The sequence below is a fragment of the Streptomyces daqingensis genome (assembly GCF_014645895.1).
GTDB lineage: Bacteria > Actinomycetota > Actinomycetes > Streptomycetales > Streptomycetaceae > Streptomyces > Streptomyces daqingensis.
In genome coordinates, this window is sequence record NZ_BMMP01000014.1 from 90,524 (window position 1) to 106,100 (window position 15,577).

The 15,577-nt window shown below is 71.4% G+C and carries 15 protein-coding genes; 10 read left to right on the top strand and 5 right to left on the bottom strand.

Going from position 1 to position 15,577, the window contains the following annotated elements; genetic code table 11:
- Positions 1-517 precede the first annotated feature (517 nt).
- The 3 genes from gnd to IEY56_RS20720 all read right to left on the bottom strand — a co-directional run bounded on the left by gnd (position 518) and on the right by IEY56_RS20720 (position 3,523).
- Positions 518-1,960, bottom strand: coding sequence for an NADP-dependent phosphogluconate dehydrogenase (gene gnd / locus IEY56_RS20710; protein WP_189038768.1), 1,443 nt, complete (start codon positions 1,958-1,960; stop codon positions 518-520).
- 70 nt (positions 1,961-2,030) lie between these two features.
- Positions 2,031-2,618, bottom strand: a complete 588-nt coding sequence (locus tag IEY56_RS20715) for a pyridoxamine 5'-phosphate oxidase family protein (protein ID WP_189038769.1) — start codon at positions 2,616-2,618, stop codon at positions 2,031-2,033.
- Positions 2,619-2,722: 104 nt separating this feature from the next.
- Positions 2,723-3,523 carry a DUF427 domain-containing protein gene (locus IEY56_RS20720; protein WP_189038770.1) on the bottom strand — a complete coding sequence of 267 codons (801 nt, stop codon included), beginning with the start codon at positions 3,521-3,523 and terminating at the stop codon, positions 2,723-2,725.
- A 152-nt stretch (positions 3,524-3,675) separates the two neighbouring features.
- Here IEY56_RS20720 and IEY56_RS20725 point away from each other — a divergent pair, with 152 nt between their 5' ends.
- The 3 genes from IEY56_RS20725 to IEY56_RS20735 all read left to right on the top strand — a co-directional run bounded on the left by IEY56_RS20725 (position 3,676) and on the right by IEY56_RS20735 (position 5,015).
- Positions 3,676-3,879 (top strand): hypothetical protein, encoded by a 204-nt coding sequence (locus tag IEY56_RS20725; protein WP_189038771.1) that lies wholly within the window; start codon positions 3,676-3,678, stop codon positions 3,877-3,879.
- A 129-nt stretch (positions 3,880-4,008) separates the two neighbouring features.
- Positions 4,009-4,221 carry a hypothetical protein gene (locus tag IEY56_RS28950; RefSeq protein ID WP_189038772.1) on the top strand — a complete coding sequence of 71 codons (213 nt, stop codon included), beginning with the start codon at positions 4,009-4,011 and terminating at the stop codon, positions 4,219-4,221.
- Positions 4,222-4,514: 293 nt separating this feature from the next.
- The gene (locus IEY56_RS20735; protein ID WP_189038773.1) at positions 4,515-5,015 is read left to right on the top strand and encodes a hypothetical protein; all 501 of its coding nucleotides are present in this window, start codon (positions 4,515-4,517) and stop codon (positions 5,013-5,015) included.
- Between the two features lie 248 nt (positions 5,016-5,263).
- Here the strand turns inward: IEY56_RS20735 and IEY56_RS20740 are convergent, their stop codons facing one another.
- Positions 5,264-6,493: an acyl-CoA dehydrogenase family protein gene (locus tag IEY56_RS20740; RefSeq protein WP_189038774.1), complete on the bottom strand. Its 1,230-nt coding sequence runs from the start codon at positions 6,491-6,493 to the stop codon at positions 5,264-5,266.
- 154 nt (positions 6,494-6,647) lie between these two features.
- Here IEY56_RS20740 and IEY56_RS20745 point away from each other — a divergent pair, with 154 nt between their 5' ends.
- The 7 genes from IEY56_RS20745 (at position 6,648) to IEY56_RS20775 (ending at position 13,146) form a co-directional block, all read left to right on the top strand.
- Positions 6,648-7,292, top strand: a complete 645-nt coding sequence (locus IEY56_RS20745) for a TetR/AcrR family transcriptional regulator (RefSeq protein WP_189038775.1) — start codon at positions 6,648-6,650, stop codon at positions 7,290-7,292.
- Between the two features lie 162 nt (positions 7,293-7,454).
- Complete coding sequence (locus IEY56_RS20750; RefSeq protein WP_189038776.1) at positions 7,455-8,693, top strand: Mur ligase family protein; 1,239 nt, start codon at positions 7,455-7,457, stop codon at positions 8,691-8,693.
- Between the two features lie 25 nt (positions 8,694-8,718).
- Positions 8,719-9,447 carry a type 1 glutamine amidotransferase gene (locus IEY56_RS20755; protein WP_189038777.1) on the top strand — a complete coding sequence of 243 codons (729 nt, stop codon included), beginning with the start codon at positions 8,719-8,721 and terminating at the stop codon, positions 9,445-9,447.
- Between the two features lie 140 nt (positions 9,448-9,587).
- Positions 9,588-10,541, top strand: a complete 954-nt coding sequence (locus IEY56_RS20760) for a cytochrome c oxidase assembly protein (protein ID WP_189038778.1) — start codon at positions 9,588-9,590, stop codon at positions 10,539-10,541.
- A 111-nt stretch (positions 10,542-10,652) separates the two neighbouring features.
- Entirely contained in the window at positions 10,653-10,850 is a 198-nt protein-coding gene (locus IEY56_RS20765) for a hypothetical protein (RefSeq protein WP_189038886.1), read from the top strand.
- A 120-nt stretch (positions 10,851-10,970) separates the two neighbouring features.
- Complete coding sequence (locus tag IEY56_RS20770) at positions 10,971-11,711, top strand: lysophospholipid acyltransferase family protein (protein ID WP_189038779.1); 741 nt, start codon at positions 10,971-10,973, stop codon at positions 11,709-11,711.
- Between the two features lie 514 nt (positions 11,712-12,225).
- Entirely contained in the window at positions 12,226-13,146 is a 921-nt protein-coding gene (locus tag IEY56_RS20775) for a cupin domain-containing protein (RefSeq protein ID WP_189038780.1), read from the top strand.
- A gap of 246 nt (positions 13,147-13,392) precedes the next feature.
- Here the strand turns inward: IEY56_RS20775 and IEY56_RS20780 are convergent, their stop codons facing one another.
- Positions 13,393-15,030, bottom strand: coding sequence for an alpha/beta hydrolase (locus IEY56_RS20780; protein WP_189038781.1), 1,638 nt, complete (start codon positions 15,028-15,030; stop codon positions 13,393-13,395).
- Positions 15,031-15,577: the final 547 nt, after the last annotated feature.

Below are 15,577 nucleotides of genomic sequence, written 5' to 3' on the forward strand. Positions count from 1 at the left end.
CCGTACCCGCGGCCCCGGCATTCTCGCGTGGCCGTCGTCGGCGTTCGTCGACGTCCCCGCGAGCTGCGTCTCCGCACCCGCGTCTCCGTCCCGCCGCTTCAGCGCCGCCGGCTGCCGGCTGTGCCCTGGCCGCCGCGGGACGGAGGGCGGCTCACGGCGGCGGAGCCGGCTGCGGCTCGGGCTCCGGAGGCACCGGCTCGGGGCCGGGCGACGGGGGCTGCGGGATCGGGTCGGGCGCCGGACCGGGCGGCGGAGCCGGCGTGGGCCCCGGAACGGGGTCGGGGGCGGGACCCGGCGGCGGCGTGGGTTTCGGTGGGACCGGGTCGGGCCGCCGGCCGGTGGCGGCGTCGCATGACTGCTGCGGCATGGAAACTCCAGCGGTCTCGCATAGCGGCATGTCCGTACCCGCGCCGGGTGCCCTTTCTCCGCGGTGCCACTCCCCCGTCCCCAGGGCCGCCGGCGGGGGCCCGGGGACGGGAGAGGCAGCCGCACCGAGCGGTACGGGCCGCGAGGGCGGTCAGTCCGAGGACACCTCGCTGCGGTCGCCGCCCCAGAGGGTGTGGAAGGAGCCGTCACGGTCCGTGCGGCGGTAGGTGTGCGCGCCGAAGAAGTCCCGCTGGGCCTGGGTCAGGGACGCGGGGAGCCGCTCGCTGCGCAGGGCGTCGTACGAGGCCAGAGCGGCGGAGAACCCGGGCACCGGGACGCCGTGCCCGACCGCGGTCGCCACCACCGAGCGCCAGTCTGCCTGGGCCTCGCCGATCTCCTTGCCGAAGTGATCGTCGGCGAGCAGCGTCGGCAGGTCCGGACGGGCGGCGAACGCGGAGCGGATGCGGTCCAGGAACGCGGCCCGGATGATGCACCCCGCGCGCCAGATGGCCCCGACCGCGCCGGGGTCGATGCCCCAGCCGAACTCGTCGCTGCCGCTGCGGATCATGTTCCAGCCCTGCGCGTACGACGTGATCTTCGAGGCGTACAGGGCCTGCTCCACCTTCTCCGCGAAGCGCTCGGCCTCCTCCGGCGCGAGGGGCGAGGCCGCCGGGCCGGGCAGGTGTCCGCTCGCCGAGCGCAGGTCGGTGTGGCCCGACAGGGAGCGGGCGAAGACGGCCTCGGCGATGCCGGAGACCGGCACCCCCAGGTCGAGCGCCGTCTGCACGGTCCAGCGGCCGGTGCCCTTCTGCTCGGCCTGGTCGGCGACGACGTCGACGAAGGGCTTGCCCGTCTCCGCGTCGGTGTGGGACAGGACCTCCGCGGTGATCTCGATGAGGTACGAGTCCAGGCGCCCGGTGTTCCACTGCCGGAAGGTCTCGGCCACGCGTGCGGGGCTGAAACCGGCGACGTCCCGCAGCAGGTGGTAGGCCTCGCCGATGAGCTGCATGTCGGCGTACTCGATGCCGTTGTGCACCATCTTCACGAAGTGGCCCGCGCCGTCGGGGCCGACGTGCGTCGTGCAGGGGGTGCCGTCCTCGGCCTTGGCGGCGATGCTCTCGAGCATGGGACGCAGCGACTCGTACGCCTCGGCGGAGCCGCCCGGCATGATGCTCGGGCCGTGCAGCGCTCCCTCCTCGCCCCCGGAGATGCCCGCGCCGACGAAGTGCAGGCCCCGCTCGCGCAGGTCGGCCTCGCGGCGGCGGGTGTCGGCGTAGTGGGCGTTGCCTCCGTCGATGATGACGTCGCCGGGTTCGAGCAGCGCGGCGAACTCGTCGATCACGGCGTCCGTGGGCGCCCCGGCCTTGACCATGATGATCAGGCGGCGCGGCCGCTCCAGCGCGGCGACGAACTCCTCCGCCGTCTCGGCGGCGACGAAGCTCCCCTCGTCTCCGAAGTCACGCACCAGGTCGCGGGTCCTGGTGGCCGTGCGGTTGTGCACCGCGACCGTGTACCCGTTGCGGGCGAAGTTCCGGGCGAGGTTGCGGCCCATCACGGCGAGGCCGGTGACGCCGATGTGTGCGGTGGTGCTCATGCGGATGCTCCCGGGGGTGGACTGGTCCGGAGTACGGAACGCGTTTCGGCGGTGGCAATTCTGCCCGCCGTCAGAATGTGCGCGGCGGGAGGGGCAGGGGCAGGCCGGGGAGACCGTCGAGGCTGACCCCGACGTGCTCCTTCGTCTCGCAGTAGGCGGCGAAGGAGTCGGCGGTCTCGCGGGCGAACCGCTGCGTGTGCAGGGGGCGCTCCCCCTGGTGCTCCATGAAGGGCACCGCGAAACCGCAGGTGTCGCTGATCCTCTCGGCCTCGACCGTGATGACGGCACGCAGGTCCGTGCGGGCCCGCATCTCCTCCCCGAAGTGCGGCAGCAGCCGCGCCCAGCGCGGGTCGTCGCGGAAGACGGGGGTCCCGCGGCCGTGGATGCGCAGGATCCGGGGCGGGCCCTCGAACGCGCACCACATCAGCGTCACGCGCCCGTTCTCCCGCAGGTGCGCGACGGTCTCCGCGCCGCTGCCGCCGAGATCGAGGTAGGCGACGGTGCGGTCGTCGAGGACCGCGAAGGACCCCGCGAGCCCCTTCGGTGAGAGGTTCACGTGGCCGTCGGCGGCGAGCGGGGCGGTGGCGACGAAGAAGACGTGCTGCTTCTCGATGAAGGCGCGCACCCCGTCGCTGATGTGTTCGTATACCTGACCCATTCCCGCATTATCGGCCCGCCGGACGCCCGCCGGCCCCGGATCGGCCAAGGACCCGCGGCGGGGCGCGGGGCAGGGCGGGACGGGGCCCCCGCCGGTTCCGGGGCTCAGGCCAGCGGCTCGCCGTCGACGAACGTCTGCACGCCGTCGGCGAGGAAGCACAGATGGCGTGCGATGCGCCGGGCCTCGTCCAGCGGCTTCTCGTAGCACCAGGCGGCGTCCTCGATGGCGGTGGCGCCGTCGCGCACCGTCAGGTAGGAGGCCTGTCCCTTGTACGGGCAGTGCGTGCGTGTGGCGCTCAGTTCGAGCAGTTCCCCGCGGACGTCGCTCTGCGGAAGGTAGTAGCGGTTGGGCAGGCCGGTCTCCGACAGCAGCATGGCGCGCCTGCTCTCCGCGACCTGGCGTCCGGCCGCCTCGACCACCACGTGCCGGCTGGTGGGCCGTACGTCGACACGGTGGTACGGGTCGCGGATGTGGCCGACGGCCTCCTCGTCCTCGTCGTACCAGGTGTCCATCGACGCCCAGTAGACGGCGACGTGGCCGCGGAGCCACTCGACGCCGGGGAGCGGCTCGGGGTAGCCCCACACGGCGTTCTCGGCCAGCCGCTCCCCCACCCTGACGCTCCAGTAGCGGGCGTCGCCCTTGAAGGGGCAGTGGGTGGTGTGGAGGCTTTCCTCCAGCAGCTCGGGCCGTACGTCCGAGGCCGGGACGTACACCTGCGGCAGCAGATTGCTCTCGTGCAGGAGCTTGGCGTTGTCGCTGTCCAGGACTTTCTCCCCGGAGAGCAGTGCCCGTACCCGGCGCGGGAAGGGCTGCCACAGCAGCCGGTGCGCCGGGCCGTCGATGCTGTAGTTGACGGTGGCCGGTGACCGCGACGCGAGCGGCCCGCCGCCGAGGGTGAGTGACATGGCGTGACGACCTCCGGGGCGTGGCGGTGATATGCGCTGCCTGCTCTGCTCTCCACTGTCGCACCGCCGCGCCCCGCGGGGCAGGCGAAAGGCTCTCGCGGCGAGTGCTCGGGTGCGCACATGCTGCGCCGAGCTGGTGGAAGGCGTTCGCCATGGATACCGCGAAGCTCGAACTGGCGGCCCAGCGATGCCGCGAAGCGGAAGAGGCCCTGGAAGCGGCCCGAAGCGACCTGCGTACGGAAGCCGCCGTGGCACTGCGCGGCGCCGACCGCGACGGTCAGGCCGCCGTCTCCCGCATCACCGGCTGGTCCCGTGCCTACCTCAGGAAGCTGATGCGCGCCGACAAGGCCGGATGACCGGGCGGCTGACGTTCCCCGGCGGTTCCGGTCCGGCGGGCGCGGCCGCAGTACTCATCGAATCCTCATGGAGGGGCTGCGAGGCTCGCCCCGCGAGGCGGAGGGGCCGCCCGCGGGAGGATGCGGGGCATGTCCGAGCAGTTTCTGGACGTCACGTACGAGGACCGGGGCGGCCGCGGCCTCAGGGGGACGCCGCGCCGCTGGCTCTCCGGGCGGCCGCGGCGGGTCTTCGTCACGGTCGTCGCGGTGAACGCCAGGCCGAGTCGCGTCGCGAGGGAGACCAACTGGGCCTGGGTTCCGTCGTGGAGGTCCCGTTCGACCCCGCGCAGGTCCGAGTCGTGAGCGTCGACGGCCCCGGACCGGGTGCGGCTCAAGTCCTCGACCCTCTCGGCGAGTTGGCGCTTGCTGTCGCCCACGACCAGCAGCAGGCCGTAGAGCGCCGAGGTGATACGGGCGATGACCGGGACGGGCTGACGAAGGCGAGCACCGCGCCGAACAGGATCCGGTCACGCCACTCCCACGGTGCGAGCAGCAGCGCGACGCCGAGCAGGGCGACGGACGCGGAATCTGCTCCCCCGCGGAGGCCGGGCGTTGCCGCCGAAGTCGGGTGACCGTAGGTTCGCGGCGTCGAACTCATGGCTGTTCGGGACGGGGTGTGGGCGGTGGAAGGCTCGGAGGAGGTCTTCCGCCTCGAGCGGGGATCGACGGGATTCCGCGACCTCCGCGATCCGCCTGTGCCGGAGACCGATCCGAGGTCATGCCGCGCCGCCTGGTACGCCACCGGCCGGGTCGCCGGCGGTTGGGTCGGGGATTTCACGGAGCAGCTGTACCCGCAGAATTTCCACCGCGGCTCGGTCACCGTCCGATACCGCACACACGTAGGGCTCTTCCACGCCCAGTACCCGCTGATCGCCTTCGTGGACGGCAGGCACCACCGGTACACCGACGAGTTCCGGGACCCCCCGACGTGGGCGAGCATCCTCGGTGATCTCGGCTTCACCGTCCTGGGTGCGTCGCTGCTCCTGTCACCGGTTGCCGAAGCGGACACGACTGCCCTGTCTCCCACGGAGCACGAGCAGATGAAGCGCTGGCAGCCGGAGACCCTGGGAGCGACGCTCTTCAACTCCTGGGACTGACGGGCCCGTCCGGCTCGACGCCCTGGACGACGCGCTGCCTTCGGCGCGCCGCCCCCTTGGAGCATCCGCAGGTGAGGCGGGAGTCCAGCACCTTCCTACCGACTTCGCCGCGAACGAAACGGGAGGCGGTTGGGAGACCGACTGAGATCGGCTCCTTCCGATGCCTCTTCACGCACAGGCCCCCGGCCGGTGACCGAGGGCCCTGCTCCTGGCGGTTGTCGCTCTGCGCGTCCTACGGGGTGCGCGTGTCAGCGGATCGGCATGCCGGACAGCGTCCGGGCGATGACGAGGCGCTGGATCTCGCTCGTCCCCTCGAAGATCGTGTAGATCGCGGCGTCGCGGTGCATCCGCTCCACGGGGTATTCGCGGGTGAAGCCGTTGCCGCCCAGGATCTGCATGGCCTGCGCGGTGACCTTCTTCGCCGTCTCACCTGCGTAGAGCTTGGACATCGAGCCCTCGGCGGCGTCGAACTTCTTGCCCGCCGCGGCCATCCACGAGGCACGCCACACCAGGAGGCGGGCGGCGTCGATGCTGGTGCGCATGTCGGCCAACTGGAAGGCGACGCCCTGGTTGTCGATGATGGGGCGCCCGAACTGCTCGCGCTCCTTGGCGTAGTCGAGAGCGACCTCGTACGCGGCGCGCGCGATACCGACGGCCTGGGCGCCCACGGCGGGCCGGGACGCCTCGAAGGTCGCCATCGCCGCGTTCTTCACGCGCTCGCCGCTCTTGGCCTTCTGGCGTGCGCGCGCGAGACGCTCGTCCAGCTTCTCCTTGCCGCCCAGCAGGCAGCTGCCGGGAATCCTCACGTCCTCCAGCACGACCTCGGCCGTGTGCGAGGCGCGGATGCCGTGCTTCTTGAACTTCTGGCCCTGGGCGAGGCCGGGGGTGCCGGGCGGGACGATGAAGGACGCGTGCCCCTTGGAGCCCAGTTCGGGGTCGACGACGGCGACGACGACGTGGATGTTCGCGATGCCGCCGTTGGTGGCCCAGGTCTTCGTGCCGTTGAGGACCCATTCGTCCTTGGCCTCGTCGTACACGGCGCGGGTGCGCATCGCCGAGACGTCCGATCCGGCGTCGGGCTCGGAGGAGCAGAACGCGGCGACCTGCACGTCGTTGACGTCACCGTACATCTGCGGGACCCAGGTGCCGATCTGCTCCTCGGTGCCGTTGGCGAGCACGCCCACCGCCGCGAGGCCGGTGCCCACGATGGACAGCGCGATGCCCGCGTCGCCCCAGAAGAGCTCCTCCATCGTCATCGCGACGCCGAGGCCCGTCGGGTCGAAGAACTGCTGCGCGTAGAAGTCGAGGGAGTAGAGTCCGATCTTGGCCGCCTCCTGGATGACGGGCCACGGGGTCTCTTCGCGTTCGTCCCATTCGGCGGCGGCCGGCCGGATCACATCCGCGGCGAATCCGTGTATCCAGTCACGGATCTCCTTCTGGTCCTCGTTGAGATCGAGTGCGAATGCGGGGTCGGCCATTGGACGTCCTTCCGATCGGCTAAGTTACCTATGGTAATAGTCAGTCTGTTACTGGCCGGTAGCAATGTCAACTCCCGGCCGCCTCCGGCCTTCCGCATTACGCGGTGTTACGTTTCGCCTGAGGCAGCCGGAACGGTACGGGGTGGGAGGCGCCATGGAGACCACACAGCAGACCGACCAGCGCAGCGCAGCGGAGCGCCGCCGCAGAGAACTGCTGGAGGCCGCCGACCGCGTGGTGCTGCGCGAGGGGCCCGGCGCGTCGATGAACGCCATCGCCGCCGAGGCGGGCATCACCAAACCGATCCTCTACCGCCACTTCGGCGACAAGGAGGGCCTCTACAGCGCGCTCGCCGTGCGGCACACGGACGCTCTCGTGAGCGCGCTGCGCAGCGCCCTGGACGCACCCGCGGAGCGGCGCCGCCGGGTCGAGGCCACCCTGGACACCTACCTCGCGGCCATCGAGGCGCGGCCCCAGGTCTACCGCTTCCTGATGCACCCCTCCGAAGGCGGCACCAGCGGCGAGCCGGGCTTCGAGGCGGGCCAGCACTCAGCGCCGCTGCTGCGGCGGCTCGGCGAGGAGCTCGGCAAGGTCATAGAGGAGCGCCTCGAACTCGGCCCCGGCGGCGAGGAGCGCGCGAGGGTGTGGGGGCACGGCGTCGTCGGGATGGCGTACGCGGCCGGTGACTGGTGGCTGCGTGAACGCCCTTGCAGCCGCGAGCAATTGGTCAGCCAGCTCTCCGACCTGCTGTGGGGCAGCCTCTCCATGGTCGAGGACAGGCGGGGCGCGCCCGGTCTGTGACGGGCGGTACGGGCCCGGCGCACGCGCCGGGCGGCCCGTCCGGCGCGGAGCCGGACGGCTGGCGCGGGCCGCGCGGCGGTGCGCACCGGGTGAGGCGGTTCGGGCGCGGCCCCGGACCTCGATAGGCTGCTCCCGGACCGAGGGGCAAGGAGGAGCAGGACGATGGCAGGCAACCCAGAGCCGCTGTCCGCGCGCGCGAAGCTCGCCGTGACGGCCGGCAGGGCAGCGGCCGCGGTGTCGCGGGCAGCGGGACGCGGAAGCGGATCGGTGATCGGCGGCAAGGTGGCGCTCAGGCTCGACCCGGACCTGCTCGCCGAGGTGGCCCATCACCTGGACATCGTCCTGGTGTCGGCGACCAACGGGAAGACGACCACGACGCGTCTGATCGCGGAGGCGCTGCGCGCCAACGGCGGCGTGGTCTCCAACGCGCTGGGCGCGAACATGCCCGCGGGGATCACCTCCGCGCTGGCGGGCGGCAGCGAGGCCCAGTACGGCGTGATCGAGGTCGACGAGAAGTACCTCGCCACCGTCGCGCGGGACGTGACGCCCAAGGCCATCGCGCTGCTGAACCTCTCGCGCGACCAGCTGGACCGCGCGGCCGAGACCCGGATGCTGGCCGAGCGCTGGCGGGAAGGGCTCTCCGGCTCCAAGGCCGTGATCATCGCCAACGCCGACGACCCCCTCGTCGTCTGGGCGGCCTCGTCCTCGCCGAACGTCGTGTGGGTGGCCGCCGGGCAGGAGTGGAAGGACGACGCCTGGTCATGCCCCGCCTGCGGCGGCGTGATGCAGCGCCCGGGAGACGACTGGTTCTGCGGAGAGTGCGGATTCCGCCGCCCCACCCCGAGCTGGGCGCTCTCCGGCGACGAGGTGCTCGACCCGCACGGGTCGGCGTGGCCGATCAAGCTGCAGCTGCCGGGGCGCGCCAACAAGGCGAACGCCGCCACGTCGGCGGCGGTGGCCGCCGCGTTCGGCGTCCCTCCGCAGACGGCGCTGGAGCGCATGCACGCCGTCACGGCCGTGGCCGGACGCTACGACGTCGTGACCTTCCAGGAGCGGGAGGTGCGGCTGCTGCTCGCGAAGAACCCCGCCGGCTGGCTGGAGACGTTCTCCCTCATCGACGCGCCCCCGGCCCCGGTGATCCTCTCCGTCAACGCCCGCGGCGCCGACGGCACGGACACCTCCTGGCTGTGGGACGTGGACTACTCGAAGCTCGCCGGGCACCCCATCTGCGTCATCGGCGACCGCAAACTCGACCTGGCGGTGCGTCTGGAGGTCGCCGGAGTCGACTTCCAGGTGTGCGACAACGCGGTGGCGGCGGTACGGGCCTGTCCGCCCGGCCGTATCGAGGCCATCGCCAACTACACCGCTTTCCAGGACCTGCGCCGCGTCGTCGGCAACTGACCCATCGACCCGAGGAGTTGGCAGCATGAGTGACAGGGGCCTGCGGGTGGTGTGGGTCTACCCGGACCTTCTGAGCACCTACGGCGACCAGGGCAACGCGCTGGTGGTGGAGCGGCGCGCGCAGCAGCGCGGGCTCGCGGTGCAGCGCACGGACGTCCGCTCCGACGAGCAGGTGCCCACCTCGGCCGACATCTACCTGATCGGCGGCGGCGAGGACCGGCCCCAGCGGCTCGCGGCCGAGCGGCTGCTGCGCGACGGCGGCCTCCAGCGGGCCGTCGACAACGGCGCGATCATCTTCTCCGTCTGCGCCGGGTACCAGATCCTCGGCCGGGAGTTCGTGAACGACCTGGGCGAACCGCAGAAGGGCCTCGGCCTGCTGGACGTGGTGAGCACCCGGGGCGAGGCGGAGCGCTGCGTCGGGGACGTGCTGGGCGACGTCGACGAGCGGCTGGGCCTGCCGCAGCTGACCGGCTTCGAGAACCACCAGGGCATCACGCACATCGGCTCCGGCGCCCGCCCGCTGGCGCGCGTGCGGCTCGGCAAGGGCAACGGCACCGGCGACGGCACCGAGGGGGCGTGGAACGACACGGTCTTCGGTACGTACATGCACGGTCCGGTGCTCGCCCGCAACCCGCAGATCGCGGACATGCTCATCAAGCTGGCACTGGACGTCAACGCGCTGCCGCCGGTGGACGACCAGTGGTACGAGGCGCTGCGCAAGGAGCGCATCGCCGCCGCCCTCCAGCCCGCCTGAGGGCGCACCGACACCCCTCCCCTGCCCGTTCCCACGGCCGCCCTGCGGGGCCCGAGGGGACGGGCAGGGGCGCTCTCGGGCCGCCGTGAGGCGCGTTCTACGCTGGTGCGGGCGGATCAGCGCAAGGCGGGAGACTTCGGATGGACCACGACGGGCACGGCATGCCGGCGGATCTTCCGCCGTTCACACTCGCCCGTGGCCTGGAGTTCACAGGCGAGCCCTTCTTCCTGACGGGCTGCCTCCTCGGGCTGGTGCTCTACGCGGTCGCGGTGGTGCGGCTGCGCCGCCGGGGCGACGGCTGGCCCGTCGCGCGTACCGTCGCGTGGACGGCGGGCGTGCTGACCGTGGCGCTGGCGATGTGCACCGGACTCAACGAGTACGGGATGGTGCTGTTCAGCGTCCACATGGTGCAGCACATGATCATCAGCATGCTGTCGCCGATCCTCCTGCTGCTGGGCGCGCCGGTCACGCTCGCGCTCAGGGCGCTGCCCGCCGCCGGGCGGGGCCGCAAGGGACCGCGTGAGCTGCTGACGGCGCTGCTGCACAGCCGCTGGATGCGGGTGGTGTCCCATCCCGCGTTCACCATCCCCCTGTTCATCGCGAGCCTGTACGCGCTGTACTTCACGCCGCTCTTCGACTTCCTGATGGGTTCGCAGGCGGGGCACCTGGCGATGATGGTGCACTTCCTCCTCGTCGGGCTGGTCTTCTTCTGGCCGATCATGGGCGTGGACCCGGGACCGCACCGGCCGGGTTACGTGATGCGCATGCTGGAGCTGTTCTCCGGGATGCCCTTTCACGCCTTCTTCGGGATCGCGCTGATGATGGCCTCCGAGCCGATGATCGCCACGTACGCCGACCCGCCGGCCTCGCTGGGCGTGAGCGCGCTGTCGGACCAGACGGCTGCGGGCGGCATCGCGTGGGCCTTCAGTGAGATCCCCTCGGTGCTGGTGCTGATCGCGCTCGTCTTCCAGTGGCACAGGTCGGAGGAGCGGCAGGCGCGGCGCCAGGACCGTGCGGCGGACCGGGACGGCGACAGGGAACTGCAGGCCTACAACGCCTATCTCGCCTCATTGCAGGCCCGGCAGCAGCAGTGACGTCCGGGTAGTAGCGCTCCGGGCGGCAGTGGAGCGACGATGGGGGTGTGACCCGGCCCGTTTTGTGCGGGATTCCCCGTCACCGGCCGGGCTCCTGAGGAGGGTGCCGCTATGCCTCGAACGCCTGGACCGTCCGGACCGCCGCACACGATGCCCCGCTCGTCGAAAGCGCTCACGGTCAGCACCGTGTCCGCCCTCGTCCTCGTGACCGCATACACCGTGACCCTGGGGGGAAGCGGCTGGTTGTGGTTCGCGTGGGTGGTGCTGGGACTGGTGACCGTGGGCGTCGTGACCACACAGCGGGACTGAAAGCGGAACGAAAGCCTCACAACCTCACAACGTCCCGCCCGAGGGTGGCCCCCCTCCACCGCCGGCCCGCCGGGGGACTACTCTGCGATCTCACCGGAACGCATGGGGGAAGGCCGTAGCGTGTTCTACAACTTGTTCAAGTACGTCCTGCTGGGCCCCCTGCTGCGGTTGTACTTCCGGCCCAGGATCGAGGGCCTGGAGAACATCCCCGACGAGGGGGCGGCCATCGTGGCCGGCAACCACCTCTCCGTCTCGGACCACTTCCTGATGCCCGCCATGCTGCGGCGGAGGATCACCTTCCTCGCGAAGTCCGAGTACTTCACCGGGCCCGGCATCAAGGGGCGCCTCACGGCCGCGTTCTTCCGCAGCGTCGGGCAGATCCCCGTGGACCGCTCCGGGAAGGGCGCCGGGCAGGCCGCCATCGAGGAGGGCCTGGGGGTGCTGCGCAAGGACGAGCTGCTGGGCATCTACCCGGAAGGGACCCGCTCCCACGACGGGCGGCTCTACAAGGGCCGCGTCGGCGTCGCGTCCATGGCGCTCCAGGCGGGCGTGCCCGTCATCCCCTGCGCCATGGTCGGGACCTTCGAACTGCAGCCGCCGGGGCAGAAGATGCCGAGGATCGGGCGGGTGACGATCCGCTTCGGCAAGCCGCTGGACTTCTCGCGCTACGCGGGCATGGAGAGCGAGCGTACGATTCTGCGCGCCGTCACGGACGAGATCATCCACGAGATCCTGCAGCTGTCGGGCCAGGAGTACGTGGACTTGTACGCCCCGGAGGCGAAGGCCAAGCAGCAGCAGGAGGCCAAGGAGCGCGAGGCTGCGCGCAAGCGGGAGAAGCGCGAGGAGGGCCGCAGGGCCTGAACGTCCCGCACAGGGCCTCCGCCGGGACACTGCGGGGTCCGGTGCCCCGGAGCGCCGTACGGGGCGCACGCGCCTCCTGAAGCGCCCCAACGTCCGCACTCGGACGCGCAGACGGCGCGGGAGGGGTATGCGCGCCCGGCTGTTCCGTTCGCCTTGCGGTCAGTGAGCGCGCGCAACCCGGGCCGGGGCAGGCACATTTGCGCCGACCGAGCGACCGGCGCTGTGAGCGGAGACGCAACCGGAACGAAAGCCCCGCGACCGCGAATGCGCGGCTTTTCACCGAGGCGGGCACCAAGCGCATCTCCGGGCGGTGTCACTGAAACGTCCATCCCGGCCGGTTGCCCGGTATCGCGGCCGGATTCCCGGTGCCGGCCGCGTGGACACCTTGCGCGGACCGTTGGCTGGAAGGCGCCGTCACGTGCTCCTACGCGGACTCGTTAGCCCGTTGCGAGCGCTCATTGCCGCAGTCACGACGCCACGCCGTCCCCGCCGGAAGACACGAGGGAGCTCTCCCATGAGCCTGGCCGACACCCAGACCCCCGCCGACCCGCCCGAGTCCGACGGGCCGAAGTACCCCTTCCACATCACCAGAGAAGAGGAACGACGGCTCCGCCTGCAGGGTGCCAAGGCCGCGCCGTCTCTGGTGATCGGTCAGGCCTCCTCGTTCGACGAGTACGCCCGCCAGCTGATGATCCCACCCGCCGTCATGGACCTGGCGCGCAAGGCCGAGAACCTCCGCCTGTCGGCGTGGGAGGTCGAAGCCATGCGCAAGCACCTCGCCCCTGCCACCGCGCCCGGCGACAAGGTGGGGCTGCTGCGCGAGATCCTGGTGGAGAAGTACAAGCACGACCAGACCCATCCGCCGTACATCCGCGTCGCGTGCACCGGCCGGGGCGACTTCGACTACCTGGCCACGCAGAGCGGCCACCTTGACCCCGACGAGCACCACCCGAAGGGTGACATCGGCTCACCCGTGGTCCTGGAGATCTGGCCTGCGCAGCACTACTCGCCCATCCACTCCCACGGCCAGACCACCGGCATCGTGTTCTGCCTCGCCGGCCAGCTCGACGTCATGGTCTACGAACACCTCGACTGGAACGCTCCCAAGCAAGGGCTGCTCACCCTCACCCCGGGACAGTGCGCCTGGCTCTCCAGGGACAACTACGCCGTCCATCGGGTCTACTGCCCGATGGACGGCGGCGGAGGCACCACCGGCCCGGGCTACATGAACGCGAGCTCCGACTTCGGCGCCAGCTTCCACGTCTACCTCAATCCGGGCGAGACGGCCGTCGAGTCGTCCGACAGCGCGAGCCACTCCCGCGACGCCTTCAACTACATCGGCGAGGACGACAAGCGCCAACACTCCTTCGCCACGGAGTCCGACCTCTCCTGGAGCGTCCTCCGACGGGTCCTGGCCGGTACCCCGCTGACCTGACCCCGGACCTGCGCCACGTCGTCACGCAGCGCCCGCGGCTGCCGCCCCGGCTCACCCACAGCCGGGAGCCGGCACTGGGGCCGGGCAGACTGAGCCGTCGCAACTTCCGCGCTGAGGTGCGGACTTCGACGTCCCCACCGGACAAGGGGCCGGGCACGCGAAGGGGGCGGCCGGAAGGTCCGGCCGCCCCCTATGCGCGCGTCAGGCGGTGCGGGTGCACCGCCTCAGCGGTCACGTGGCGTCAGCTCACGGCAGCGCGGGCAGCTGGGCCCGGGCTTCCGCCTCGGCCTTCGCGGGCGCCTGCTCCGGTTCCGGGGTGGTGTGCGGGCCGCAGGTGACGTCCTTCTTGTCGACGGTGCCCTTGAGGAGGTACGCGTCGACGCGCTTGTTGATGCACTCGTTCTCGACGTTGGTGATGCCGTGCGAGCCGGCGTCCTTCTCCGTGATCAGACGCGAGCCCTTGAGGCGCTTCTGCAGCTCCACGGCGCCGCCGTACGGGGTGGCCGCGTCGCGCTCGGCCTGCGTGATGAGGACGGGCGGAAGCCCCTTGCCGCCGCCGATCTCCAGCGCCTCCTGCTGCTTCACGGGCCACGTGGCGCAGGGCAGGTTGAGCCAGGCGTTGGACCAGGTGAGGAACGGGTACTTCTCGTGCAGCTCGGAGTTGTCCTTGTCCCACTTCTCCCAGCTGGTGGGCCACTTGGCGTCCGTGCACTCCACCGAGGTGTAGACGGCGTTGCCGTTCTCCGACTGCTTGTTGCCGGCCTTGTCGGCCATGTCCGGTCCGGCGGCCTCGACCAGGGCCTTCTCGTCACCCTTGAGGTAGGCAGACCACACGCCGGCGACCTCTGCCCACGCCTGGTCGTAGTACGGGGCGCTCGTGAAGAAGTCGAGCAGCTCCGCAGGGCCGACGACGCCGCCGACGGGCTCCTTCTTCGCGGCGGCGCGCAGCTTCTCCCACTGCTTCTCGACCTTGGCGGGGGTGTCGCCGATGCCGTAGGTCGCGTCGTGCTCGGCGACCCACTTCTTCCAGTCGTCCCAGCGCATCTGGAAGGCCACGTCCTGGTCCAGGTTGTTCTGGTACCAGATCTGGTCGCGCGAGGGGTTCACCACGCTGTCGACGACCATCCGCCGCACGTGGTCCGGGAAGAGGGTGCTGTAGACCGCGCCGAGGTAGGTGCCGTAGGAGACGCCCAGGAAGTTCAGCTTCTTGTCGCCGAGCGCGGCGCGCACGACGTCCAGGTCGCGGGCGGTGTTGGGCGTCGTCATGTGCGGCAGGAGGCCGCCGCTGCGCTCCTTGCAGCCGTCCGCGTACTCCTTGGCCAGCTTGCGCTGGGCCGTCTTGTCCGCCTCGTCGTCCGGAACCGGGTCGGCCTTGGGCGCCTTGACGAACTCCTGGGGGTCCATGCAGGAGATGGGCGCGGAGTGCCCGACGCCGCGGGGGTCGAAGCCGACGAAGTCGTAGGCCTTCGCCGCCTTCGTCCACAGCGGGTTCCCGTCGACGACGCGGGCGGGGAAGCGCATGCCCGAACCGCCCGGGCCTCCGGGGTTGTAGACGAGGGATCCCTGGCGTTCGTCCTTCGTCCCGGTGCTCTTCACACGGTTCACGGCGATCTTGATGGTGCGGCCGTCGGGCTTGGCGTAGTCGACGGGGACGGTGACGTAGCCGCACTGGATGGGCTTGTCGAATCCCCAATCCTTCGGGCAGGTCTTCCAGTCGACGCCTGCCTTGGCGGCGTGGGCGGCAGCGGCCTTCACGCCGCGCGCCTCGGCGCTGCCGGAGCCGTCCTGGCCGGCGCCGTCCGCGAGGGCGGACGGAACCACGATGAGGCCGGCTATGAGGGCACCGGCGCCCGCTGCGCCGATGGTCGCTTTTCTTCTGTTCACGTGGGGGCTCCCCCTGGGGTGGCTGACCGCCTGGGCGGCGGGTGATCACAGATCACGGTCCTGTGGGGCGGATCCTTCCGCCCCTTGACGGGCAAGGGACAGGTCACTCCGATGATCTTTACCAAGTCGTGAATCTACCGGCTCCGCCGTGGGCGCGCCTGAGCAGAAGGCCATAGGGGTCACGCCGTGACCAGCGGCGGAGTCCGCAGAGCGCCTCGTCGAGGGCGGGAGGCGACAAGGGGAGGACGGCGGGACGGAGCCGGGCGCGACGCGCCTGCGGGAGGGCGGCTGTCGAAGTCCGGTACGGCCGCGGGGAGTTGCCCGGAAGCCGGGCGGCAATCTCCCCCGCCCGCCGATGGACCTCCCCGTCCGGTCCCGGCATGCCCCGGCGTCCCCGGCGCCCCGCGGGCGCGTACGGGACTCAGCGCCCGCCGCGCGGGATGGGCAGTGGCCGCGCGGGCCGTGACGAGGAACGCAGTGCGATCGGCCGCGCATCCGCGCCGCACACCCCCGGGCGCTCAACCCGTCCCGGCATAACGGCAGTTCA

Bases quoted from the DNA above. Each gene is read 5' to 3' on its own strand.
- IEY56_RS20735 (WP_189038773.1), top strand. From the start codon at position 4,515: ATGGCTGTTCGGGACGGGGTGTGGGCGGTGGAAGGCTCGGAGGAGGTC.
- IEY56_RS20740 (WP_189038774.1), bottom strand. From the start codon at position 6,493: ATGGCCGACCCCGCATTCGCACTCGATCTCAACGAGGACCAGAAGGAG.
- IEY56_RS20715 (WP_189038769.1), bottom strand. From the start codon at position 2,618: ATGGGTCAGGTATACGAACACATCAGCGACGGGGTGCGCGCCTTCATC.
- IEY56_RS20750 (WP_189038776.1), top strand. From the start codon at position 7,455: ATGGCAGGCAACCCAGAGCCGCTGTCCGCGCGCGCGAAGCTCGCCGTG.
- IEY56_RS20765 (WP_189038886.1), top strand. From the start codon at position 10,653: ATGCCTCGAACGCCTGGACCGTCCGGACCGCCGCACACGATGCCCCGC.
- gnd (WP_189038768.1), bottom strand. From the start codon at position 1,960: ATGAGCACCACCGCACACATCGGCGTCACCGGCCTCGCCGTGATGGGC.
- IEY56_RS20775 (WP_189038780.1), top strand. From the start codon at position 12,226: ATGAGCCTGGCCGACACCCAGACCCCCGCCGACCCGCCCGAGTCCGAC.
- IEY56_RS20745 (WP_189038775.1), top strand. From the start codon at position 6,648: ATGGAGACCACACAGCAGACCGACCAGCGCAGCGCAGCGGAGCGCCGC.
- IEY56_RS20760 (WP_189038778.1), top strand. From the start codon at position 9,588: ATGGACCACGACGGGCACGGCATGCCGGCGGATCTTCCGCCGTTCACA.
- IEY56_RS20755 (WP_189038777.1), top strand. From the start codon at position 8,719: ATGAGTGACAGGGGCCTGCGGGTGGTGTGGGTCTACCCGGACCTTCTG.
- IEY56_RS28950 (WP_189038772.1), top strand. From the start codon at position 4,009: ATGTCCGAGCAGTTTCTGGACGTCACGTACGAGGACCGGGGCGGCCGC.
- IEY56_RS20720 (WP_189038770.1), bottom strand. From the start codon at position 3,523: ATGTCACTCACCCTCGGCGGCGGGCCGCTCGCGTCGCGGTCACCGGCC.
- IEY56_RS20725 (WP_189038771.1), top strand. From the start codon at position 3,676: ATGGATACCGCGAAGCTCGAACTGGCGGCCCAGCGATGCCGCGAAGCG.